Origin of the sequence: Fundicoccus ignavus (assembly GCF_009659375.1) — a bacterium.
Classification (GTDB): domain Bacteria; phylum Bacillota; class Bacilli; order Lactobacillales; family Aerococcaceae; genus Fundicoccus; species Fundicoccus ignavus.
Map to the genome: position 1 here is coordinate 193339 of NZ_WJQT01000002.1, position 24361 is coordinate 217699.

Sequence of the window (24361 nt, forward strand, 5' to 3'; positions counted from 1 at the left end):
CACATGCAAAAATTTCGAGGCGTTTTAGTTCCTATTTTAACGGTTATTATCGGTTTGCTTTTCGGAGCAATCGTCATGCTTGCATTTAATTATGATCCGATTGCGGGTTATAAAGCTCTATATCAAGGTGCTTTAGGTACACCTTTCGCAACTGGGCAAACAATACGTGCGGCGACTCCACTTATTTTTACTGGTTTAGGTTTCGCGGTAGCATCAACTGCAGGTTTCTTTAACATTGGTTTGGCTGGTCAAGCTTTGGCTGGTTGGTTAGTGTCAGTGTGGATTGGTGTTTCTTTACCAGATGCACCTAAATTAATTGCATTACCTTTAGCTATTTTAGGTGGTGTGGCTGCAGGTGCAATATGGGCAGCGATTGCAGGTGTCTTAAAAGCTTATTTTAATACAAGTGAAGTTATCGTGACAATTATGCTGAACTATGTTGCGGTTTACGTAAGTGATTATGTTATCCGTAATGTTATGACTGATCGTATGGACCGCTCACCATTTATTGGTGATAATGCATCATTAGATATTCAATGGTTAACTGATTTAACAAAAGGTTCAACAATTCACGGAGGGATTTTCCTTGCCCTTATCGGTGTTGTAGTCGTTTATGTGTTGATGAAACGTACAACAATTGGATTTGAATTTGAATCAGTTGGTTTAAATCGTCATGCTGCTAATTATGCTGGTATGAATGCTAAGAAAAATATTATTTTAGCGATGGTTATTTCTGGTGGATTAGCTGGACTGGGTGGCGTAATGAACGGTTTGGGTGAATTTGGTAATATTTTCATGCAAAATGGTGTAGCGCCAGATATCGGATTTGATGGAATGGCAGTTGCCTTATTAGGTGCAAATAACCCAATCGGCGTATTATTCTCAGCGTTATTATTTGGTGGATTAAAAACTGGTGGTAACTTGATGCCTTTAGCAGCCAGAGTACCTCAGGAAGTAGTCGATATTGTAACAGGTTCAATCATCTTCTTCGTTGGTTCAAGTTATATCATTACTTACTTCTTAGATAAACGTAAAAAGCCAGTCATGGCAAATAAGGAAGTTATTTCTCAAACTGAAGGAGGCGATGAATAATGGTACAAATTCTATCGTTAATTGTATCCTCATCATTAGTTTATTCTGCACCTCTAATTTACACTGCTCTAGGTGGTGTATTCTCTGAACGAAGCGGAATTGTTAACGTTGGTTTGGAAGGTATCATGGTAATGGGAGCTTTTAGCTCGATTGTCTTTAACTTAGCAATGGCACCAATGTTAGGCGATTGGACGCCTTGGGTTGGAATGCTATTTGGTGGCTTTATCGGCGTAGTATTTGCTTTAATTCATGCAGTAGCGACTGTTAATTTAAGAGCAGATCATATTATCTCTGGTACTGTATTAAACTTAGTAGCACCAGCTTTGGGTATTTTCTTAGTGCGTGTTATGTTCAATGGAAAAGGACAAACTGATATTATTCGTGAGTCATTTGGTTACTTTAATTTTCCAGTACTAAGCAAAATTCCGGTAATCGGACAAATTTTCTTTACAAGAACTTCACTACCAGCTTATGTTGGGATTGTTCTAGCAGTTGTTGCTTGGTTTATTGTATTTAAAACAAGCTTTGGTTTAAGACTAAGATCTGTAGGTGAGCATCCACAAGCAGCTGATACATTGGGTATTAATGTTTATAAAATGCGTTATGCAGGTGTGCTATTATCAGGATTCTTCGGAGGTATGGGTGGTGCTGTCTTAGCACAGTCTATTTCACTAGACTTCTCAGTATCAACTGTGGCGGGTCAAGGGTTTATGGCAATGGCAGCAATGATTTTTGGTAAATGGAATCCATTGGGTGCAATGGGAGCAGCTATTTTCTTTGGTTTTGCTCAAAGTTTAGCTGTTATTGGAGGACAGATTCCTTATATCAACACAATCCCATCTGTATTCTTGCAAATTGCTCCTTATATCATTACAATTATTGTTTTAGTTGGTTTTGTTGGAAACTCTAGAGGACCGGCAGCTAACGGAACAACATATGTGAAAACTAAGTAAATATTAAATAGATAAAGTACTTAAAATAACTGGAAAGATGTCTGTTTAGACATTTTTCCAGTTATTGTCTTTTTTTCAGAAGGAGAACTGTATTGAGAGAAATAAAAAATGGCGTTTATTATACGTATACACCTTCCACTAAATATAAATCGAATCTGTTAGTTATTAAACTAATTGCACCCTATAATATAAAAAGAGCGTCGATTAGAGCGCTATTAAGTCGATTGTTTGAAGATGGTTCAGAGGCAATTAAAAATAAAAGTATACTTGAAAAAAAATTAGCTGATTTATATGGAGCGACACTAAGTGTTTCCGTTCAAAGAAAAGGAAACTTTCATGAATTTTCGTTAACTTCTTCAATCGCGAGACCCAAACTATTGAACGATAATATTGATAAATTAGTAGAAGATTGGTTTAAATTAATCTATTCAATCCTTTTTGAGCAAAATTTTGATCAAAATAATTCTGAATTAGTAGCGAGTTTTCAAAGAGAAAAACAGATGCTTTTATCACTCTTAGAAAGAGACAAAGATGATAAGGCTAGCTTGGTAATTGAAAAATTAATGGAGCGTTTATACGAAAATGCTGAAGTTTATTATGCTGAAGGTTTAGGAAATGAAGCGGCAATAAATTCGGCTACGTTAGGTGATTTAAAAAGAGAATATGAAACGATGATTAATGATTCGCTCATCTTAATAGGAGTCCATGGAGAATTTATAAACGATCCTTTAGAACAGGAAATTTCAAATTGGCCGTTACCGCCTCGGAGTTCAAATATTAGTTATTTGGATAATTATATTACGACTAAGCTGATAGAAGAAGAGATTACGGTTGAGAAGGTTGATGGACAACAAACTTATCTAGCATTGGCCTATTATATCCCGATGGCAATCACGCTTAGACAAAAGATTCTTACGCAAGTATTAAATGGCATTCTAGGAAGCTTGCCGAATTCCGTGCTTTTCACAGAAGTAAGAGAATCTGAGGGTTTGGCTTATTCAATTTGTTCTTCGGTAGATTATTCAAGGCATCTATTAATAATTGAAGCTGGGATTGATGGTGAACAAATCGAGACGGTGTTAAGTGCCATTAAGCAACAATTCAATACAATTAATCAAAAATTATTAGATTCAAATTTCTTAAACGAAGCCAAATTAACGTTACTAAGCAATAAAATTCAATCACGAGACTCACAAGCTGTCGAGTTGTATTTAGAGTTTAATCAAATTTTGAAACCAGGAATCGATTTTACTTTTGAAAACTACCATCATATTATTGAAACGCTTCAACCTGATGATATTGCGTCATTATTAGCCAAAGTAAAACCGACTATCGGAGTTGTATTAAAAGGATGTGAAGCAGATGATTAAAACATATTTTGCCGATGTAGATGAAACGACCATTCAAATTCAACTTGAAAATGGTTTACAAGTCACATTAATTCCTAAGAATAATTATCATCGCGTTTATGGTATTTTAACGACGAATTTTGGCTCGATTGACACGTCGCTTCGACATATAAAAAGCAATGAAATCATCACGTTACCTGCGGGTACTGCGCATTTTCTAGAACATAAAATGTTCGAAGGAATGAATGGGGAAGATGCGTTTGTTAAATTTATGCGACAAGGTGCAGAAGCAAATGCTTTTACAACACATTTTCAAACCAGTTTTTTATTCTCAGCATCTTTTGAGATTAATAAAAATATTGAAACTCTATTAGATTTTGTTCAAGAACCCACATTCTCACCCGAAGGTGTCGAAAAAGAAAAAAAGATAATTGAGCAAGAATTATTAATGTATCTTGACGATCCTTATTGGAGGATTCATCAATTAGTACTAGAAGGTTTGTATCCTAATCATCCGGCTGGAGTAGATGTCGGTGGGACCATCGAGACTGTCAATAAAACAAGCTATGAAGATTTAAAACTAGCTTACGAAAGTTTTTATCATCCGTCGCAAATGTGTTTAATAGTATTAGGCGACTTTGATATAGAGGCCACTTTAATGGCTATTAAACAAAATCAGTTAGGAAAAGTTTTCCCGCAACAAATGTATGAAAGATTGTCACTACCTGTAAAAGAAGAGACAATTGCTAAGCAAGCATTGTTTATGGATGTAAGTCAGCCAATAGTGGCACTAGGTTTTAGATTTAAAGAGATTGAAGCTGAAGGTGAGGCTTTACTAAAAAAAGTCTTAGAGGGCGAAATTTTAGCTGATTTAATTTTCGGTCCAACAACGACTCAAAATCAAAATTGGTACGAAAAAGAGTGGATTGATTCTAGTTTTGACTATATGACATCTATTCAAAGGACGATGCATTATTTACATTTAAGTGTTAGTAGCCATTATGAAAAAGAAATACTCTCAGAATGGGAATCACTCTTTAACAATTGGCAAAACTCTTATGATTTAAATGAGCAACATTTCGAGACGGTCATTAAAGGAAAAATTGGTGATTTACTACAAATGTTGAATTCAATGGAGTATACTGCTTATAGTGTAATCGATAGTGTGTTTGAAAACTATGATAGTTTTAATGCACTTAAGTATTTAAAAGAAATGACACTAGAAGATGTTATAGAGTATGGTAAAGAATATTGGGGAGTAGCATCCACAACTCAAGCGGTTATTTTACCGAATGCTTAAAAAGAATTAATCATTCGGACATTAATCTGTGCTATAATATCTTTGTGTTTAGAAAGATGTAAGGGAGCAACCTGAATGAGTGAATTAGGTACACGTTTAAGAGAAGCCCGTGTTGAAAAAGGCTATACATTAAATACATTGCAACAAATGACTAAGATTCAAAAAAAATATTTACAGGCAATTGAAGATGGACAATATGAAGAGGTGCCTGGTAATTTTTATGTGAGAGCATTTGTTAAACAATATGCAGATATGGTTGGATTAAACGGCGAAGACTTGTTAGAAGAGTTCCAAGAGGAACTTGAATCTCAAGCTGAAGAAACTGATGAAACATTAGTTGAAACTGAGACAACCTTACCTAGTCGATTATCTCAAAGACAAGGTAGTAATGAGAAGAATGCATGGGAAGCAGTTTTTTCTTACTTGCCAGTAATTTTCTTAGTTGCGATTATCGTCTTAATTATGCTGACTTTGGTCGTTGCGATTAACCGCATTGGAAACGTGGAACAGAATACAACAGTAAATGAACCAAATTCAAGTAGTGTTGTAAGTTCAGTTGAGCCAGATTCGGTATCGCTGGAGCCAGAAGATGAGTCTTCTGAAGAAAGTATAGAAACTGAAGCTGAATTAGCAGCAAACCAAATTTTAGTGGGAGACCAAGTCTTAACATTAATTTCTTCAGAAGGTGAAGAAACAACGTATGAAATTAGTGGTTCTTTCTCTGACTTCACGTTTGAAGTTGAAGGCTTAGGTTATGTCTGGTTAGGAGTTTACGAAGATGAGATGATGATTGTTGACGATACAATCGCAGAAGGAGATACATACGAAATAGCTGAAGTATCGGAAGGAACAACGAGCTTTAGAATTCGTTTCGGTTATCCAGAAGGTGGACTCTTAATTGTAAACGGAACGGAATTGCCAATCGATAATGCTTACTTTAGTGACACGATTGTCTTTGTGTTAAATGAGGACACTGAAGAAATCGATGGTACAATACAGGAAGAAACAGTGGTATCAGATGAGATTTCTGAAGAAGCAACAAATGAGTTTCAAGGTCCTGCTGTTTTAGATCCAAGTAATAATACTGGAAATGAGTAGTGAGTGTTTATGAATATTGCGAATAAATTGACCTTAGGTAGAATTTTCATGATTCCAATTTTTATTATACTGTTAACAGTACCGTTGGATTGGGGGCAAGTAACTTGGTTAGGCGCTGTGATTCCAATTCACCAGTTAATAGCAGGAATTATCTTTGCGGTGGCCAGCTTTACGGATTATCTAGATGGCTATTTAGCTAGAAAATATAATTTAGTCACATCCTTTGGTGCTTTTGCTGACCCAATGGCAGATAAACTTTTGGTCTTAGCGGCTTTAATTATGTTAGTCGAATATCAAATGGTGCCAGCTTGGGTCACAATTATCATAATAAGTCGAGAGTTATTAGTAACAGGACTTAGAGTATTGTTGGCTCAGCATGACGGGAAAGTAATGTCTGCAGCTATGCCAGGAAAAATAAAAACATTTTCACAAATGTTTGCGATTGTGTTCTATCTGTTTAATGATGCAGGGTTTGTTCTATTAAACATTCCGATGGCTGATATTTTATTATATGTATGTTTATTCTTCACCATTTATTCTGGCGTAGATTATTTCTATAATGCACGATTCGTCTTTATTGACGAAGTGAATTAAATTAGATAAGTTTACAAGGCGAATGATTTTTCATTCGTCTTTTGTTTTTAAGAATATAGTGGACAAACTAACTAGTTTTGTATCTTTTTGAATGAATTTAAGACTAGAAAATATTATTTTGAAAAAAATACGTATTTATATAGAGGAGAGAAAGATGAAGGCAGAAATTATTGCAATTGGCACCGAATTACTAATGGGTTATGTAGTTAATACGAATGCAAGTTATATCTCACAAAGTTTATTGGATATTGGAATCGGGACTTATTATCAACAAGTTGTGGGCGATAATGATGAACGTATACTTGAAGCCCTTGCGTTAGCGGCTTCGCGATCAGATTTAATTATTCTTTCGGGTGGAATCGGACCAACACGAGATGATCGAACCAAATTAGTCTTAGCAGAGTTTTTAGAAGAAGAACTAAGTTATGACGCAGATCAACTAAAAAAAGTTGAAATGCATTATAAAGAAAATAACAGAATCATCACTGAAGGAGATTATCAACAAGCTTTAACGATCTCAGATAGTCAGACGTTTTTTAACGAAGTGGGCTTAGCCTCTGGTTTAGGTTATTCACGACTCAGCCAGAATACGTTAAAATCACAGCATTTTATTGTGTTACCTGGACCGCCATTTGAAATGAAGCATATGATGGAAAATTTCGCTAAACCTTTTATAGAAAACCAACGCGAAGACTATGAACAGATTGAATCTTTGTATATCAATTTTTATGGATTGGGAGAGGCGCGTGTTGCACAAGCTATTGACGATTTAATTGTATCTCAAACAAATCCAACATTAGCAATTTATGCAAAACCTCGTTTAACGACAGTTCGTATAACAGCTAGTGCTTCGAATAAGTTGCAAGCATCCGAATTAAATCAGCAAGCGGCTGATAAAATTATCGCTCGCTTATCAGAATTCTATATTGGAGCAGGGGAACATTTGTCATTTGAAGCATCTGTCTTAGGGCTTTTAAAAGAAAAAAAACAAACATTAAGTGTTGCAGAAAGTTTAACAGGTGGCATGGTTATGGAAGTATTGACAGCTGTTTCGGGAGCATCAGAGGTCTTAAAAGGAGGCTTTGTTACTTATCAAAATGAGCTTAAAATTAACTTGCTGGGCGTAAATGCTGCTACGATTGATCAATATACGGTCGTTAGTGCTGAAGTTGCGATGGAAATGGCAGAACAATGTTTAAGAAAATGTCACACTGATTATGCATTGAGTTTAACAGGCGTTGCGGGTCCAAATCCTTTAGAAGGTCATCCTGCTGGCAGAGTATTCATAGCTTTAGCTATCAAACAAAAGGCAACTCAAGTAATAAAATTAGAATTAGTGGATAAACCACGCGATATTGTAAGAGAAATCTCTAAGCACGAAGCGTTAAATTTATTGAGATTAAACGCATTATAGAACATTTGTTCGATTTTAGCTTGATTTCTTATTTATTATTCGATAAAATATAAAAGAAGTAATCGATTGGAGGATTTGAAATGGTAGATAATAAAGAACGTCAAAAAGCCTTAGAAATGGCAATGAAAAGTATTGAAAAAAACTTTGGTAAAGGTGCAATTATGAAAATGGGCGAAAAAGGGGACACACAAATTAAAACTGTTCCTACTGGCTCGTTAGCACTTGATGTAGCACTTGGTGTAGGTGGTTATCCACGTGGAAGAATTATTGAATGTTATGGTCCGGAATCTTCAGGTAAGACGACTGTAGCCTTGCATGCTATTGCGGAAGTGCAGAAACGTGGTGGAATGGCTGCCTTTATTGATGCAGAACATGCTTTAGATCCGGCTTACGCTGCGAAACTTGGTGTTAATGTTGATGAATTATTATTATCACAACCAGATACGGGAGAGCAAGGGCTCGAAATCGCTGATGCATTAGTAGCTTCAGGTGCAATCGATATTATTGTAATTGACTCTGTTGCCGCATTAGTACCTAGAGCTGAAATTGAGGGAGACATGGGAGATTCTCACATGGGATTACAGGCTCGTTTAATGTCACAAGCCTTACGTAAACTATCAGGATCTGTTAATAAAACAAAAACGATTTGTTTCTTCATTAACCAAATTCGTGAAAAAATCGGTATAATGTTTGGTAACCCAGAAACCACACCTGGTGGTCGTGCGTTAAAATTCTATTCAACGATTCGTTTAGAAGTTCGGAGAACTGAAACGATCAAAGAGAGTGGAAACATGATCGGTAACCGTACGCGTATCAAAATTGTTAAAAATAAAGTTGCGCCACCATTTAAGGAAGCAATCGTAGATATTATGTATGGACAAGGTATTTCTCAGACAGGGGAATTAGTGGACATGGCAGCCGACATTGATGTAATTAATAAAGCAGGTTCTTGGTATTCATATGGAGATACACGTATTGGTCAAGGTAGAGAGAATGCTAAACAATATCTTGAAGATAATCCAGAAATTCGCCAAACAGTTGAATTATTAGTACGTAAACACTATAATATCGGAACTGCGGAAGAATTAGCAGCTCTTGCTGAAGAAGCAGAAACAGAATTACCATTAGATTAAAAATGAATTATAGACTAATTAATAGATAACAAAGCTTGTTATATAGGTGTTTGTTTCCTCTGGTTAGTCTTTTTTTGCGTTTATAAGATAGTGAGAAAGCGGTTTACTTCATTGACAGTTTATAAATTAAAACGTATTATAATATTATGTGGCAACACATTATTTATTTTATGCAAAAAATTTTTAAAATGAATAAATTATAATAGATTCGGAGGTGACTCAAATGGACTTTATGTCATACGCCTTCGCGATCGTTGCTTTAATTATCGGAACAGTAATTGGTTTTTATATTCGAAAAAAATCAGACGAAAAGAATGTTGCTGGTGCCAAAGCTAACGCTGAAGCTATTGTTGATGATGCGATTAAACAAGCTCAAAACTTGAAACGTGAAGCGCTTTTCGAAGCGAAGGAAGAGAATATTAAGTACCGTAATGAGGTTGAGCAAGAGTTAAAAGAACGTCGTAATGAAGCTAATCGAACAGAAAATAGGCTCATTCAAAAAGAGGAAAATCTTGAAATCAAGAGCAATAATTTAGATAAACGCGAACTGAATTTAGAAGCTAAAGAAGATGATTTCTCAAAACGTCGTGATGGATTAGTGAATGAAGAAGCTAAAATTCAAGCGTTGATTGATGCGCAAAAAACAGAACTAGAAAAAATTTCAATGCTTTCACGTGATGAAGCTAGGAAAATAATAATGGATGAGACTGAACAAGAGTTATCGCATGAAATTGCAATTATGATTCGTGATGCTGATCAAAAAGCAAAAGACGAAGCTGATCGCAATGCGAAGAATATTATTTTACAAGCTATTCAACGCAGTGCTTCTGACATAGTAACTGAGAATACGGTTACAATTGTACACCTGCCTAATGACGATATGAAAGGTAGAATTATTGGTAGAGAAGGACGTAACATTCGTACTCTTGAAAGTCTAACGGGTATTGATTTAATTATTGATGATACACCTGAAGCAGTCGTTATAAGTGGATTTGATCCAATTAGACGACAAATTGCTAAGTTAGCTTTAGAGAAATTAATACAAGATGGTCGTATTCATCCGGCTCGTATTGAAGAGATGGTTGATAGAGCCCGTAAAGAGATTGATGAGAAAATCCGTGAAGTTGGGGAGGAAGCTACATTTGATGTAGGTGTCCACTCATTACATCCAGATTTAATCAAGATATTGGGTAGATTATCTTATAGAACAAGTTATGGACAAAATGTGTTGAAGCACAGTATCGAAGTTGCTAAATTAGCTGGTGTCATGGCTGGCGAACTAGGCGAAGACATTGCTTTAGCTAAACGAGCTGGTTTATTACATGATATTGGTAAAGCATTAGATCATGAAATTGAAGGGTCTCACGTTGAGATTGGGGCAGAAATTGCGAACAAATACAATGAACCTGAGATTGTTGTTAATTCAATTGCGTCTCACCACGGTGATACATTACCAACTTCAACAACAGCTGTTTTAGTTGCTGCAGCTGATGCTTTATCTGCTGCTCGACCAGGTGCACGAAGTGAATCATTAGAAAATTATATTCGCCGATTGGAAAAGTTAGAAGAAATCTCGAATAGTTTTACCGGAGTTTCACAAAGTTATGCTATTCAAGCAGGACGAGAAATACGCGTAATGGTAAAACCAAATGAAGTTAATGATGCACAATCAGTTCGTATTGCACGAGATATCAAGAAACGTATTGAAGAAGAAATGAATTATCCAGGTAATATTAAAGTAACAGTTATTCGCGAAACAAGAGCAATTGAGTACGCGAAATAAGAATAAATGGACACAGGTTAGCAACTTTATAGTTGTTAACCTGTTTTTTAAACTAAATCTTAATAAGTGACGTTAATTTAATAAGCATCATTACCTCGGATGCTACTACTTTATTTTTATAGTAATGATTGATAAAATAGATAAGATGCAAAGATGGAAAGAGGATTTTAATGAAAATATTATTCATAGGCGATGTAGTCGCGAAAAAAGGTCAAGAAGCTTTACAACAATATCTACCAGAATTAAAGCAGAAATATAAACCACAACTAACGATCGTTAATGGTGAAAACATTGCTGAGAATGGTAAAGGAATTAATGAAAAGTTGTATAAATGGTTGCTAAACTTGGGGGCTGATGTTGTCACTTTAGGAAATCATGCGTGGGATAATCGTGAAATTTACGAATTTATTGAAAGAGCACATTGTTTAGTGCGACCAATAAATTTACCTAAAACAACAGCAGGACAAGGTATTCATTACGTTAAAGTTAATGAAGTAGAAGTTGCCATTATTAATGCCTTAGGTAGTGTGTTTATGGGACCGAATATTGATCCTTTTCAATACTTACCCGATGTGATTTCTGAAGTCAGAAAGAGAACCTCACATATCATATTAGACTTTCATGCAGAAACAACCAGCGAGAAACAGGCTATTTCTTGGTTATTAGATGGACAAGTCACTGCGGTATTTGGAACACATACGCATGTGCAAACGAATGACGCACGTATTTTGCCTAAAGGAACTGCTTTTATGAGCGATGTCGGCATGACGGGCGCATTAAATAGTATAATTGGCTTTAAGCCAAGTGATGTCTTACAACGTTTTACTACACAATTACCACATCGTTTGGAACCAGAAACCACAGGTCCGATGATGTTAAGTGGTGTCTTTATTGAAACGGAGAATAGCACAGGTTTAACTAAGAAAATTGAACCTATCACAATAAGTGAGTTAAGAACTGCGACAACTAACAGAAGAAAATTTGAGTAGAAGTAATAGGTTAAAGGATAGGTGAGAAGGTGTCAAACAAAGTGAAAACAACACCAATGATGGAACAGTATAATGAAATGAAGGCACAATATCCCGATGCGATATTATTTTTTCGACTAGGTGATTTTTATGAAATGTTTGGTGATGATGCAGTTGAGGCGGCCAACATTCTAGAAATAACATTAACTTCAAGAAATAAAAAAGCAGAAAACCCAGTACCAATGTGTGGCGTTCCGCATCATTCGGCGACAGATTATATAAAACGACTGGTTGAAGCTGGAAGAAAAGTAGCTGTTTGTGAACAAATGGAAGACCCTAAACAAACAAAAGGCATGGTTAAGCGTGAAGTGGTTCGCGTAGTGACGCCTGGGACAATTCTGGAAGAAGATGCAATCCCAACCAAAGAAAATAATTATTTAGCAGCGTGTTACTATGCAACGAATAAGTATTATTTGACGTTTATCGATGTGTCTACAGGTGAAATTCAATTGACGCATACAGATGATTGGACACAGTTTATTAATGAATTACAAACGGTAGCACCTACTGAAATTGCGATAGCTAAGCATCAAGAAGACCTTGAAGCTGTAAAGCAAACACAAGAGACAGTTAAGGCTTATTATTCTTTTTTTGAACAACCAGAGCAAACGGAAACGCAAATTGCTTGGGAGTTATCAAATGCTTCAGAAGACGAAGGTAATTTGCTTAATTTCCTGTTCGCCTATTTGTATAGTATTCAAAAGCAAGCACTTAATCATGTTAAGCCAGTTCATCGCTATGAATTAAGTCAGTTTTTACAAATGAATCATTATGCTAAGGTTCAACTAGAGTTGACGCGATCTTTAAGAACGCAAAAGCGTAAAGGTAGTCTATTGTGGTTGATCGATCGCACCAAGACAGCTATGGGTGGGCGCTTATTGCATCAATGGTTAGAGAAACCACTGTTAAGAATGGAAGCATTGGTGACTCGACACCAAAAGGTTGAACAACTTATGAATCACTATTTTGAACGAGTGGACTTAATGGTTAGTTTAAGTAAAATCTACGATTTAGAACGTTTGGTAACTAAAATCAGTTTAGGTTCAGCAAATGCTCGTGATGTAGATCAGTTGCGTTATTCTTTAGGACAAATTCCTTTAATTAACCAGTTACTTACACAAATTAACCAAGGACTTGATGGTGTTTCAAGCGAAATATTTGAATTGTTACCGACATTTGAGGCACTGCACCAACTTATCGATGAAGTCTTAGTTGATGAACCAGGTATTTCAATTACTGAAGGGAACATTATAAAGACGGGATATAACGAAGAGCTAGATCGTTACCATGATGCATTAGCGAATGGACAGCAATGGTTGGCAGAGCTGCAGATGAGAGAACGTGAGCTTACTGGCTTAAAGACACTTAAAGTAGGCTACAATAAAGTATTCGGCTATTATATTGAAATTAGTCGACTTCAAGCAGCACAACTAGAAGACGATCGTTACATCAGAAAGCAAACACTCGCGAATAATGAACGTTTTATTACAGAAGAACTGAAAGAAATGGAAACGACAATTTTAAGTGCTCAAGAAAAATCAGTTGATCTAGAGTATCGTTTATTTGTTGAATTAAGAAATAAAATAAATGAATTAATTAGTCCGTTACAATATTTAGCTAGCCAAGTGGCTGAATTAGATGTCTTATGTAATTTCGCAACAGTAAGTGAAACTGAAGGTTATGTACGTGCGGATTTGACGACAACCAACAAGGATATTTACTTAAAAGATAGTCGTCATCCAGCTGTGGAAAAATTAATCGGTCAAGCCGCTTTTGTGCCGAATGATTTGACGGTAACACCTGAGCAATCACTGCTGTTATTAACAGGACCTAATATGTCAGGGAAAAGTACTTATATGCGTCAAGTGGCATTCTGTGTTATTTTAAACCAAATAGGTTGTTTTGTACCAGCAAGAGAGGCACGCTTACCCTTAATTGATCAAATATTTACACGTATTGGTAGTGCCGACGATATATCGAGTGGACAGAGTACGTTTATGGTGGAGATGATGGAAACCAATTATGCTATTTCACAAGCGACGGAACGTAGTTTGTTATTATTCGACGAATTAGGTCGTGGAACTGCTACGTTTGATGGGATTGCATTAGCCGAAGCGATTCTATATCATATTGCGAATAAAGTAAGAGCAGCAACTATTTTCTCGACTCACTTCCATGAATTAACCGAATTGGATGAGAAAATACCTACAATGAAGAACGTGCATGTTGGCGCAACTGAACACGAAGGTGAAGTGGTCTTCTTACATAAAATTTTAGACGGACCAGCAGATAAGAGTTATGGTATTCATGTAGCTAAATTGGCTGGCTTACCGCAAACATTGCTTGATCATAGTCAAACGACGTTAACTGAACTAGAAAGCAATGCTTACCGATTAAGACATCCAGATGCTGAACAAATGAGTCTGTTTGATCAAGTCGTTGTAGCAGAACCTCTGCCAGAAAAAGTTAATCAACTTGACGAAAACACGCAACAAGTATTAAATGAATTAGAGAAGATAGATATAAACCGTATGACGCCATTTGAAGCAATGCAACAACTGCTTGATTGGCAAGCACAACTAAGATAATTTAATGTATAGAGCATGTCAGAGAGGGGGATACTATGGGGAAAATTAAACAAATGTCAGAAGCGCTTGCTAACCAAATTGCTGCTGGAGAAGTAGTGGAGAGGCCAGCATCTGTAGTAAAAGAACTCGTTGAGAATGCAATTGATGCCAATAGCACGGAGATTATGATTGAATTATTAGATGCTGGTATTCAAAGAATACGTGTAGTAGACAATGGAGACGGTATGGATGAGACAGACATTCAATTGGCATTTCTTCCGCATGCTACAAGTAAAATCTACACAGTCCATGATTTGTTTAGTATACATTCTTTAGGATTTCGTGGAGAAGCATTAGCGAGTATAGGTTCCGTTGCAAAAGTTAGAATGGAGTCGACACAAATTGATGATTCAGACACTGAACCTAAAGGATGTTTTGTAGAAGTATCTGGCTCTAAAATAACTGACCAAGGAATTACCAAGCCGAGAAAAGGCACAACAATTACGGTAGACAGTTTATTTTATAATACACCCGCCCGTTTGAAGCATTTAAGTAGCATTAAGACTGAATTAAGGCATATACTTAATTTTGTTCAAGATATTGCTTTGTCTTATCCGGCTATTCGTTTTACTTTATTAAATGATAATAATAAGATTTTCACTTCGTTTGGAAGTGGAAATTTGAAGCAGACGATAGCCAACGTATATCAACCGGTTCTGGCCCGTCAATTAATTGAGATTTTAGCTCGTGATAATGATTTTGAAATTTCAGGCTATATTTCACCACCTCAATTAACTCGCACAAGTAAACAATATATACATTGGATAGTCAATGGGCGTACTATTAAGAGTTTTGCTTTAAGTAATATTCTTGTAAGAGCCTACGGTCGCCAATTGATGATTGGTCGCTTTCCAGTTGCAGTTATAAAGATTGATTTAGACCCACGCTTGGTTGATGTCAACGTCCATCCGACTAAGCAGACGATTCGGTTAAGTAAAGAAGATGAGTTGGCCACTTTATTGACAGATGCTGTTCAACAAGCGCTAAAGAGTATCAATCCGGTACCAACAGTGGAAATTGAGGATATCCCTAAGGTTAAAGGACCAGAAATTAAAGTTGAAGAATTACCCCTAAACTTTAGACAAAGTACTTCATCATCAACTGTGGATGAAACCACTAAAAAACCTAATGTTGCGAATAGTCGATACGATGGTTTAATGGAACAAGTGGCAGCAGTTGAGAGCTCAATTGCTGACAGACAAAACAATTCTGAAATACAATCGACAGAGTATACTGAAAAGCTAACAGAGGATCAAGTACATGAAGAGAGTCAAAAACTAGCACCAGAATCGACAGTTGAATCATACCAATCAACAGAGCCGCTTCTTGAGCAAGAGGAAGTAGAACAGAGCGTAAAAGATGATCGTTTAGACTTCAAACATTTACGTTATGTCGGGCAAATACATGGTACTTACTTGATCGCTGAAAGTGAAATTGGTTTTTATTTAATTGACCAACATGCTGCCCAGGAACGATTAAGGTATGAAGCATTTATGCGTTATGACCCAGATGTATTGATTCAACAGCAACTACTATTTCCGATAGTTTTTACCTTTAGTCAAGCAGAAGTATTACAAGTGGAACAGATGAAAGCATCTTTTGAACGACTTGGAATATTCTTAGAATCGTTTGGACCAGTTAGTTATCAGTTGGAAAGTTATCCAAATTGGTTGTTGCAAGATGAAGTAGAACAAATGGTTTATGATTTAGTCCATTTATTGACGGCACAACCTAATTTAACGATTGCTCAAATTAAAGAAGAGTCTATTATCATGAAAAGTTGTCGAGGAGCTATCAAGGCGAATCATTATCTTGATGCCGTCCAAGCTAAAGCGTTGATTGAGAGTATGGCTGATTTAGACGATCCTTACCATTGCCCACACGGACGACCGGTGTTTGTAGAGTTCAATCAGACAACTTTAGAAAAATTATTTAAGAGAATACAAGACCCACATGAAGGAGGTCATCAAAGATGACAGATAAAAATTATAAAGAAAACATTGAAAAATTAACAGAATTACAATACAAAGTGACTCAAGAAGAATTTACAGAACGCCCATTTTCTGGGGAGTATGATGATTTTTATGAAAAAGGGATTTATGTTGATATCGTGAGTGGTGAAGCACTATTCTCAAGTTCAGCAAAATATGATGCGGGTTGTGGTTGGCCATCATTTTCTAAACCAATTACTGGTAGCAGTTTAACGGAACACATGGACAACTCATTGGCTCGTACAAGAACTGAAGTGAGAAGTTCTTCTGCTGATTCACATTTGGGTCACGTTTTTGAAGATGGTCCAGAAGAATTAGGTGGTTTACGTTACTGTATCAATTCAGCATCGCTTAAATTCATTCCTTTGGAAGAAATGGATGCGGCAGGCTACAGTGAATTTAAACAATATGTGGAGTAGCCACTATGTATGAATTTATTGAAGGCGACTTAGTGCACATTCATCCAACTTATTTAGTTTTACAGGCTAATGGAATTGGCTATCAATTATATTGTGCTAATCCATATCGTTGGCAGGAATATCTTGCTCAGAAAGTAAAAATATTCGTTGAATTAATTGTTCGTGAAGACTCAATGACATTATATGGTTTTAAAGAGTTGAGTGAAAAACAACTGTTTTTAACATTGAATAAAGTGTCTGGCATTGGCCCTAAGAGTGCAATGTCAATCCTTGCTTTAGATGATCATCAAGGCTTAGTGGAAGCCATTGAAGCTAGTGATAGTAAATACTTGATGAAATTTCCTGGTGTTGGTAAAAAAACAGCCCAACAAATGATATTAGACCTACAAGGTACTTTAGATTTTGCGGAAAACTTTAGTGAGAATAAAGTTGATAATCAAGCAGCTAAGAATAAGCAATTACTTGATGAGGTTTTTGAGGCGTTATTAGGTTTAGGCTATTCACAAAGAGAAATCAAACGTATTGAAAAACCTTTAGGGGAAGCTGTTTTTGAAACAACTCAAGAAGCATTAAGTATTGCGTTTAAATTATTGATTAAATAAATAAAAATGAATAGGAAGGAGGTTGATTATGAGCGAAGAGCGCATCTTAGATGGAAATTTATTTGAAGATGAGTCTGAATTATTAAGTTTACGCCCTCAAAAATTAAGAGAATATATTGGGCAGCAGAAAATTAAAGATGAATTGTCTATCTATATTCAAGCCGCATTGCAAAGAGAAGAGGCTCTGGATCATGTATTATTGTACGGACCTCCTGGATTGGGAAAAACAACGTTAGCAATGGTAATCGCCAATGAATTAGAAGTGAATGTTCAGACAACTAGTGGCCCAGCTATTGATCGACCTGGAGACTTGTTAGCCATTCTCAATGAACTAAGTCCGGGTGATATACTATTTATTGATGAAATTCATCGTCTACCTAGAGTAGTGGAAGAAGTTTTATATTCAGCGATGGAAGATTATTTTGTTGATATTATCATCGGGCAAGGCCCTTCGGCTCATCCGGTTCATTTTGAATTACCTCCTTTTACATTAATTGGTGCGACGACACGAGCAGGAATGCTTTCTCAACCATTACGTGACCGTTTTGGTATTATTTCACACATGGAATATTATCAAACTGAAGACTTAAAACTAATTGTTGAAAGAAGTTCACAGGTTTTTTCAACCGAAATTGATGAGTCAGGTGCACAAGAAATTGCGTTAAGAAGTAGAGGGACGCCTCGTATTGCGAATAGACTGTTAAGACGAGTGCGAGACTACGCCCAAGTAAAAGGGAATGGTCTGATAACCAAAGACATTACGCAAGCTTCGTTAGATATTCTAGCAATTGATGATAAAGGTTTGGATACTTTGGATCGTCGTTTGCTCATGACGATGATTGAGCAATATAATGGCGGCCCAGTCGGCATTGGAACTATTGCAGTGAATATTGGAGAAGATTTAGAAACAGTGGAAGATATGTACGAACCATTCTTATTACAGAACGGTTTCTTGCAAAGAACACCACGAGGCCGTATTGTCACACCTTATGCCTATAAACATTTAGGTATGATACATCCTGATACAATGAAAGAGGAATAAGATGTTAACAACAAAAGATTTTGAATATGATTTACCAGAAGAATTAATTGCGCAAACACCTTTAAAAGATCGCAGCTCATCACGTTTGCTAGTGGTCAACCGCCAGAACGACGAATTAAAGGATACGCATTTTGAACATATCTTAGATTATTTAAATCCAGGAGATGCACTAGTAGTAAATGAAACACGTGTAATTCCAGCGAGAATTTTCGGTGTAAAACCTGATACTGGTGGGCACTTAGAAGTGCTTTTATTAACAAATACCGAAGGAGATAAGTGGGAATGCTTGGTTAAGCATGCTAAGCGTGCAAAAGTAGGAACGGTTATTCATTTCGGTGATGATGCGCGTTTAAAAGCTACAGTGATTGAAGAATTAACCCACGGTGGGCGCATTATCGAGTTCTCTTATGAGGGTGTTTTTCTAGAGGTATTAGAATCTTTAGGCGAAATGCCTTTGCCTCCTTATATCAAAGAAAGATTAGAAGAAGCAGATCGTTACCAGACTGTTTACGCTAAGCAAAATGGTTCGGCAGCGGCTCCTACTGCTGGTTTACATTTCACACCAGAATTATTAGAAAAAGTGAAGGCAAAGGGGATTCAATTGATTCCTTTAGTTTTACACGTTGGTTTAGGAACATTTAGACCTGTTTCAGTAGAAAATTTTGAAGATCATGAAATGCATTCAGAGTATTATCAATTAAGTGAAGAGTCTGCGGCAAGTATTAATAAAGTGAAGGCCAATGGTGGTAAGGTAGTAGCTGTTGGTACAACTAGTGTAAGAACTTTAGAGACGATTGCAACGGATAATGACGGAGAACTTGTAGCTAGTTCGGGTTGGACATCGATTTTTATTTCACCAGGCTATGAATTTAAAGTTGTGGATGCCTTAATTACAAATTTCCATTTACCAGCGTCTACATTGGTGATGTTGGTTAGTGCGTTTTATAATAGAGAATCTGTTCTTGCAGCCTACGAACATGCTGTAAGTGAGCGTTATCGCTTCTTTAGTTTTGGCGATGCAATGTTATTAATTTAATTACATCATAAAAAAGAAAACACCAGCCAAAAAATGACTGGTGTTTTTTGATGATATGAATTATGACTGAGATTTGGTTTCGATAGAATTTTTAAGCATGTTAGCAATAATCACAACACCAACGGCTACAATTAAACCTAAAATAGTCGCGCTAGTGAAATCATAACTTACACTTGTTAATGAGCTTCCTAAATAATAGGCAACATGCCCTAAAATAAAGCTCCAAAATAAAGTAACGATATACTTCATATAATCCCTTCTTTCTACAATAGTTTAACAAGAAAAATAAAGATTTACAATGATATCTGCTTTAGGTTAAACAAAATACAACAAATAATGATATGATTAAGAAGAAAGAAATAGAGGAAGAGTACTCAGGAGGTGTTATTTGTGCTATTAAATGTAAAAACAGCATATTCTTTGTTAAACAGCACAGCTAACATTCGTAAATATCTGCAAAAAGCTAAACAGAATGGCTATAATGCGATTGGAATTGCCGATGAGAATGTTATGCATGGAGCAGTCGAATTTTATCAAGAATGTTTGAAATATAACATTAAGCCGTTAATCGGTTTAACTATTGAAATGGAAGGTTTAGTAAGGCAAGATAAACAATTTCCTTTTATTGTATATGCTAAAAGTTATGAAGGTTATGGATTGTTGATGAAAATATCACGTAGATTAAATCAACAACCAGTACCAGTTAAAGAAATTTGGCAGTTACTAAAAGAGCAAGAGAATCACTTAGTTTTAATCAGTGCGGGACGAAGTGGAGAACTAGAACAAGCTCTCATTCATGACGACTTGGTGTGGGCTAATCAGATATTAGATTATTGGCGTGACGCATTAGGTGAACAAAATATTTATATGGGTGTTCCTATTTATCCATATAATCCTTTAGAAATTGACAATATTCTAACTTTTTGTCGCCAGGCTAACCTACCTTTAGTAATAAACCAATTGGTAGATACGATTCAACAAGAAGATGCGTTTAGTTTAAAAGTATTACAAGCAATCGGTGCTAATGAGCAGCTTGATATTTCTTTAAGAAATATCAGGGGTGGCCATTATATTTATCATGAATCAGAATTAAAAAATTTATACACTGAAGCTGGTTTAGAATTCGTAATAAGTGAAACGGAACAATTGATTGAGCAGCTCAATGTGAACATACCACTAGAGCAACAATGGTTGCCAAAGTACCTTGCTCCCCATAATTTAAGTTCTGATAACTACTTAAAACAACTTACTCTTGATAGTTTAAAAGCACATGGATATCAAAACGAAACAGTTTATTTGGATCGCCTAAAACATGAATTACAAGTAATTCAACAAATGGGATTCAGTGATTACTTCTTAATTGTTTGGGATATTCTATCCTATTGTCATGAAAATAAGATTCGAGTAGGTCCGGGCCGAGGGTCAGCAGCAGGGTCTTTAGTTAGTTATTTATTGCAAATTACTTTAGTAGATCCGATCGAATATGACTTGCTGTTTGAGAGGTTTTTGAACCCAGAGCGTTATAATATGCCCGATATTGATATAGATATTCCAGATAATAAACGTGACATTGTCTTACAGTACATTGAAAAGAAATACGGACATGAACAAGTGGCGCAAATATGTACCTTCGGAACTTTTGGCGCTAAACAATCAATTCGTGATACTTTACGTGTGCTAGGTTCTGATAGTAAGGAACTTAAACATTGGTCTAATGCAATTCCGAAAGAATTAGATATCACTTTGGAAAGTGCCTATACTAAATCAGCTACGCTGAGAGACATAGTGGAAAGTTCAGAAGTTAATCGCCAGAAGTTTCAAGTGGCTTTGACTATTGAAGGGTTACCAAGACATGTTTCAACACATGCTGCCGCGGTAGTTATCAGTGATTTTCCAATTGAAGAGCAAGTACCCGTGCTTGATCGCCCACAACAAATGCTCATTACACAATTCGCAATGGCGGATGTAGAGCGCATGGGGCTATTAAAAATGGATTTCTTGGGTTTAAGAAACTTGAAATTATTAGACGATATTTTAACGAATCTCGCCAAAAGTGAAAAGGTAATACTTGAGATTAATAATATTAATATGAACGATGACCAGACACTGGAAATTTTCCGAAAAGCAGATACAAATGGTGTTTTTCAATTTGAATCCGATGGTATTCGCCATGTCTTACGGAAATTACAACCGGCTTCGTTCGAAGATATTGTAGCTGTTAACGCATTATTTCGCCCAGGGCCTATGAAACAGATTGATAGTTTCATTCGACGCAAACATGGTGAAGAAAAAATTGAGTATTTACACCCCTTGCTAGAAGATATACTCGCTAATACTTACGGCATTATCGTCTATCAAGAACAAGTTATGCAAATCTGTCAAAAAATGGCAGGCTTTTCACTCGGACAAGCGGATATTTTACGACGAGCAATGGGGAAAAAGCAAGCAGATATTATGGAAAAAGAACGAGAACATTTTATTGAGGGCGCAAAACAGAATGGTATTGATTCATCTACTGCTGAAAAAGTTTATCAATATATTTATGAGTTTGCGAATTATGGTTTTAACCGTGCCCATGCAGTCGTTTATTCAACACTAGCTTACCAATTAGCGTATTTAAAAGTACATTATCCTTTAGAATTTTATCAAGCATTACTTAATAATGGCCGTTCTAATACCACAACTAGTAATCAATACATACAAGAAGCTAAGAAAAGGCTCAAGAAAATTAAAAGTGTCGACATTAATACGAGCTTATCAGATTTTTCAATCCATAACAGTCAGATACAAGTTGGCTTTGAAGCGGTTAAAGGAATGCGTAAAGATTTAATTCAACATATTATTGACGACCGAAATTTATTGGGCAATTATACAGATCTATTGAATTTTCTGCGTCGTTTGCCGAATAATTATTTGAAAAGTGAATTTGTTCAGCCTTTAATTGATAGTGGTGCATTTGATGGTTTCGGTTATAATCGAGCAACTTTAACCCATAATTTACCGAAAATGATTCAAAGTGTTGAATTCAGTGGCCAAAATATTAACCTTTTCGCAGAAATTGAACCCAAAGTAACTTGGATAGAAGAGTGGTCAACGAGTGAATTGTTAGAAAAGGAACAGAATGTACTAGGATTCAACTTAGCTGGTCATCCGCTTGATGACTATCAGGGATATATTGAGCACAACACCAATTTAAATACACTGAGTGCAGTATTCGAAATGAAACCCAAACAACGTATTCAAGTTCTAGTATTAGTTAAGGAAGTAAGAGTGATTCGGACTAAAAATAATGATTTGATGGCATTTTTAAAAGTAAATGATGTCGAAACAGATTTAGAGCTAATTGTTTTTCCGCAACAATATCAACAATATATGGGCTTGATAAAAGAAAATGAAGTGCGGATGATTGATGGACAGATTAGCTTGAATAAACGAGGTGACAAGCAGATTATTGTAAATCATATTAAAGCAATTGATTTGAAACAGTTAGAGGATAGAGCTATTGAAGTGACTAAGTGTTATGTAAAAGTTAGTGATTTTCAAGAAGCTAACTCGCAAATTCAAAAACTAAAGGAGCTAGCACTTGAAAACCCTGGCCCAGCTAATATTATTTTAGTTAATGATGCGCGACAAACATGGCAGTTTAATTCACCTTATCAAATAAGTTATAGTCAACGTGTACAAAAAGAAGTGAAGTCGTTATTCGGTCATAATAATGTTGTATTCAAATAGATTCTATTAATATATCGTTAGATAACATGAAGAATTCGATGAGAGCGACCTCACGTGAAACTTACTTCATTCAAAGCTAGTTAACTTTCATGAAAATGTATGACATCTCTGGTAATTAGTGGTAGAATAAACCGTGTGTGTGTAATTATTATTAAATTTTATGTTTTGAGGTGAATAGATGAAACGCATTGCAGTTTTAACAAGTGGTGGAGACGCCCCTGGAATGAACGCTGCTATTCGTGCGGTGGTTGAACAAGGTTTACATCACGGCATCGAAGTATGGGGAGTTCGTTTTGGGTACAAAGGTTTAGTTGAAGGAGATTTTATTCCTTTATCTATAGCTGACGTTCATCATAAGGTGAAACGTGGGGGAACAATGTTGTATACCGCGCGTTATCCAGAATTTAGAGAAGAAGCAACTCAGTTATTAGCGATAGAACAACTGAAAAAGCATGAAATCGATGGTTTGATTGTTATCGGAGGAGACGGCTCATTTGGGGGTGCGCTAGCTCTTACTAAACTGGGATTCCCAGCTATTGGTATTCCGGGAACGATTGATAATGATATTCCAGGAACTGAGTATACGATTGGATTTGATTCGGCTATGACTGTAGCTCTAGAAGCAATTGATAATATCTCAGATACAGCAGCGTCACATAACAGAACTTTCGTTGTTGAAGTTATGGGAAGACACGCTGGTGATATCGCAATTTGGGCTGGTATTGCAGCCGGTTCAGACGCAATTATTATTCCAGAAGAAAGCTATGACATTGCAGATGTTGCGAGAAGAGTTGACGCAGGTCGTGCTGCAGGTAAAGATTATTCTATGATTGTATTAGCTGAGGGAGTAATGGGTGTCGAAGAGTTTGTGAAACAATACAGCGAAGTTGCACCTCACCAAAGTGTACGTGGCGTAACATTATCTCATATTCAACGTGGTGGAAACCCAACGGGTCGAGATCGTGTGTTTGCAACACTAATGGGTGCTAAATCAGTAGATTTATTAATTCATGGACAATCAGGAATCTATGTCGGCATTATTAACGAAGAATTAGCCGTTTTTGATATTGTAGAAACATTAGAGAAAACAAAACATAAAGTTCGCGAAGATTTATATGAATTAAACTTAGAGCTTACAGATCGAATAATAGACTAATTAAAGGAGCTT

19 protein-coding genes are annotated in these 24361 nt (G+C 36.2%); 18 read left to right on the forward strand and 1 reads right to left on the reverse strand.

What is annotated here, in order from left to right; translation table 11 throughout:
• The first annotated feature begins 3 nt into the window (after window positions 1-3).
• The 16 genes from GF867_RS02895 (at window position 4) to queA (ending at window position 19461) form a co-directional block, all read left to right on the forward strand.
• Entirely contained in the window at window positions 4-1092 is a 1089-nt protein-coding gene (locus tag GF867_RS02895) for an ABC transporter permease (protein ID WP_153831614.1), read from the forward strand.
• The gene (locus tag GF867_RS02900) at window positions 1092-2045 is read left to right on the forward strand and encodes an ABC transporter permease (protein ID WP_153831615.1); all 954 of its coding nucleotides are present in this window, start codon (window positions 1092-1094) and stop codon (window positions 2043-2045) included. Before GF867_RS02895 ends, GF867_RS02900 begins: the two co-directional genes overlap by 1 nt.
• A gap of 92 nt (window positions 2046-2137) precedes the next feature.
• Complete coding sequence (locus GF867_RS02905; RefSeq protein WP_153831616.1) at window positions 2138-3415, forward strand: M16 family metallopeptidase; 1278 nt, start codon at window positions 2138-2140, stop codon at window positions 3413-3415.
• Window positions 3408-4694: an EF-P 5-aminopentanol modification-associated protein YfmH gene (yfmH, locus tag GF867_RS02910; RefSeq protein ID WP_153831617.1), complete on the forward strand. Its 1287-nt coding sequence runs from the start codon at window positions 3408-3410 to the stop codon at window positions 4692-4694. Before GF867_RS02905 ends, yfmH begins: the two co-directional genes overlap by 8 nt.
• A gap of 75 nt (window positions 4695-4769) precedes the next feature.
• Window positions 4770-5792, forward strand: coding sequence for a helix-turn-helix domain-containing protein (locus GF867_RS02915; RefSeq protein ID WP_153831618.1), 1023 nt, complete (start codon window positions 4770-4772; stop codon window positions 5790-5792).
• Between the two features lie 9 nt (window positions 5793-5801).
• On the forward strand, window positions 5802-6386 hold the full coding sequence (pgsA, locus tag GF867_RS02920; protein WP_153831619.1) for a CDP-diacylglycerol--glycerol-3-phosphate 3-phosphatidyltransferase: 585 nt from the start codon (window positions 5802-5804) through the stop codon (window positions 6384-6386).
• Window positions 6387-6540: 154 nt separating this feature from the next.
• The gene (locus tag GF867_RS02925) at window positions 6541-7800 is read left to right on the forward strand and encodes a competence/damage-inducible protein A (RefSeq protein WP_172973937.1); all 1260 of its coding nucleotides are present in this window, start codon (window positions 6541-6543) and stop codon (window positions 7798-7800) included.
• An 80-nt stretch (window positions 7801-7880) separates the two neighbouring features.
• A complete protein-coding gene (recA, locus tag GF867_RS02930; RefSeq protein WP_153831621.1) occupies window positions 7881-8933 on the forward strand; it encodes a recombinase RecA in 1053 nt (350 codons plus the stop codon).
• A gap of 223 nt (window positions 8934-9156) precedes the next feature.
• Window positions 9157-10716, forward strand: a complete 1560-nt coding sequence (gene rny, locus GF867_RS02935) for a ribonuclease Y (protein WP_153831622.1) — start codon at window positions 9157-9159, stop codon at window positions 10714-10716.
• 170 nt (window positions 10717-10886) lie between these two features.
• Complete coding sequence (locus tag GF867_RS02940) at window positions 10887-11705, forward strand: TIGR00282 family metallophosphoesterase (protein ID WP_153831623.1); 819 nt, start codon at window positions 10887-10889, stop codon at window positions 11703-11705.
• A 29-nt stretch (window positions 11706-11734) separates the two neighbouring features.
• Window positions 11735-14332: a DNA mismatch repair protein MutS gene (gene mutS / locus GF867_RS02945; protein ID WP_366927734.1), complete on the forward strand. Its 2598-nt coding sequence runs from the start codon at window positions 11735-11737 to the stop codon at window positions 14330-14332.
• Between the two features lie 35 nt (window positions 14333-14367).
• The gene (gene mutL / locus GF867_RS02950) at window positions 14368-16347 is read left to right on the forward strand and encodes a DNA mismatch repair endonuclease MutL (RefSeq protein ID WP_153831624.1); all 1980 of its coding nucleotides are present in this window, start codon (window positions 14368-14370) and stop codon (window positions 16345-16347) included.
• Window positions 16344-16781: a peptide-methionine (R)-S-oxide reductase MsrB gene (msrB, locus tag GF867_RS02955; protein WP_153831625.1), complete on the forward strand. Its 438-nt coding sequence runs from the start codon at window positions 16344-16346 to the stop codon at window positions 16779-16781. The genes mutL and msrB overlap by 4 nt, the downstream gene beginning before the upstream one ends.
• A 5-nt stretch (window positions 16782-16786) precedes the next feature.
• On the forward strand, window positions 16787-17383 hold the full coding sequence (gene ruvA, locus GF867_RS02960; protein ID WP_153831626.1) for a Holliday junction branch migration protein RuvA: 597 nt from the start codon (window positions 16787-16789) through the stop codon (window positions 17381-17383).
• Window positions 17384-17411: 28 nt separating this feature from the next.
• Complete coding sequence (gene ruvB, locus GF867_RS02965) at window positions 17412-18425, forward strand: Holliday junction branch migration DNA helicase RuvB (protein ID WP_153831627.1); 1014 nt, start codon at window positions 17412-17414, stop codon at window positions 18423-18425.
• Window position 18426: 1 nt separating this feature from the next.
• A complete protein-coding gene (queA, locus tag GF867_RS02970; protein ID WP_153831628.1) occupies window positions 18427-19461 on the forward strand; it encodes a tRNA preQ1(34) S-adenosylmethionine ribosyltransferase-isomerase QueA in 1035 nt (344 codons plus the stop codon).
• Between the two features lie 60 nt (window positions 19462-19521).
• Here the strand turns inward: queA and GF867_RS02975 are convergent, their stop codons facing one another.
• A complete protein-coding gene (locus GF867_RS02975; protein WP_153831629.1) occupies window positions 19522-19710 on the reverse strand; it encodes a YjzD family protein in 189 nt (62 codons plus the stop codon).
• Between the two features lie 141 nt (window positions 19711-19851).
• Between GF867_RS02975 and GF867_RS02980 the strand changes: the two genes are divergently transcribed.
• On the forward strand, window positions 19852-23193 hold the full coding sequence (locus GF867_RS02980; protein ID WP_366927735.1) for a DNA polymerase III subunit alpha: 3342 nt from the start codon (window positions 19852-19854) through the stop codon (window positions 23191-23193).
• 178 nt (window positions 23194-23371) lie between these two features.
• Window positions 23372-24349 (forward strand): 6-phosphofructokinase, encoded by a 978-nt coding sequence (gene pfkA, locus GF867_RS02985; protein ID WP_153831630.1) that lies wholly within the window; start codon window positions 23372-23374, stop codon window positions 24347-24349.
• Window positions 24350-24361 lie beyond the last annotated feature (12 nt).

What these genes read in the sequence shown, in the direction of transcription:
- GF867_RS02895 (WP_153831614.1), top strand. Translation starts at nt 4, where the DNA reads ATGCAAAAATTTCGAGGCGTTTTAGTTCCTATTTTAACGGTTATTATC.
- GF867_RS02900 (WP_153831615.1), top strand. Translation starts at nt 1,092, where the DNA reads ATGGTACAAATTCTATCGTTAATTGTATCCTCATCATTAGTTTATTCT.
- yfmH (WP_153831617.1), top strand. Translation starts at nt 3,408, where the DNA reads ATGATTAAAACATATTTTGCCGATGTAGATGAAACGACCATTCAAATT.
- GF867_RS02915 (WP_153831618.1), top strand. Translation starts at nt 4,770, where the DNA reads ATGAGTGAATTAGGTACACGTTTAAGAGAAGCCCGTGTTGAAAAAGGC.
- pgsA (WP_153831619.1), top strand. Translation starts at nt 5,802, where the DNA reads ATGAATATTGCGAATAAATTGACCTTAGGTAGAATTTTCATGATTCCA.
- GF867_RS02925 (WP_172973937.1), top strand. Translation starts at nt 6,541, where the DNA reads ATGAAGGCAGAAATTATTGCAATTGGCACCGAATTACTAATGGGTTAT.
- recA (WP_153831621.1), top strand. Translation starts at nt 7,881, where the DNA reads ATGGTAGATAATAAAGAACGTCAAAAAGCCTTAGAAATGGCAATGAAA.
- rny (WP_153831622.1), top strand. Translation starts at nt 9,157, where the DNA reads ATGGACTTTATGTCATACGCCTTCGCGATCGTTGCTTTAATTATCGGA.
- GF867_RS02940 (WP_153831623.1), top strand. Translation starts at nt 10,887, where the DNA reads ATGAAAATATTATTCATAGGCGATGTAGTCGCGAAAAAAGGTCAAGAA.
- mutL (WP_153831624.1), top strand. Translation starts at nt 14,368, where the DNA reads ATGGGGAAAATTAAACAAATGTCAGAAGCGCTTGCTAACCAAATTGCT.
- msrB (WP_153831625.1), top strand. Translation starts at nt 16,344, where the DNA reads ATGACAGATAAAAATTATAAAGAAAACATTGAAAAATTAACAGAATTA.
- ruvA (WP_153831626.1), top strand. Translation starts at nt 16,787, where the DNA reads ATGTATGAATTTATTGAAGGCGACTTAGTGCACATTCATCCAACTTAT.
- ruvB (WP_153831627.1), top strand. Translation starts at nt 17,412, where the DNA reads ATGAGCGAAGAGCGCATCTTAGATGGAAATTTATTTGAAGATGAGTCT.
- queA (WP_153831628.1), top strand. Translation starts at nt 18,427, where the DNA reads ATGTTAACAACAAAAGATTTTGAATATGATTTACCAGAAGAATTAATT.
- GF867_RS02975 (WP_153831629.1), bottom strand. Translation starts at nt 19,710, where the DNA reads ATGAAGTATATCGTTACTTTATTTTGGAGCTTTATTTTAGGGCATGTT.
- pfkA (WP_153831630.1), top strand. Translation starts at nt 23,372, where the DNA reads ATGAAACGCATTGCAGTTTTAACAAGTGGTGGAGACGCCCCTGGAATG.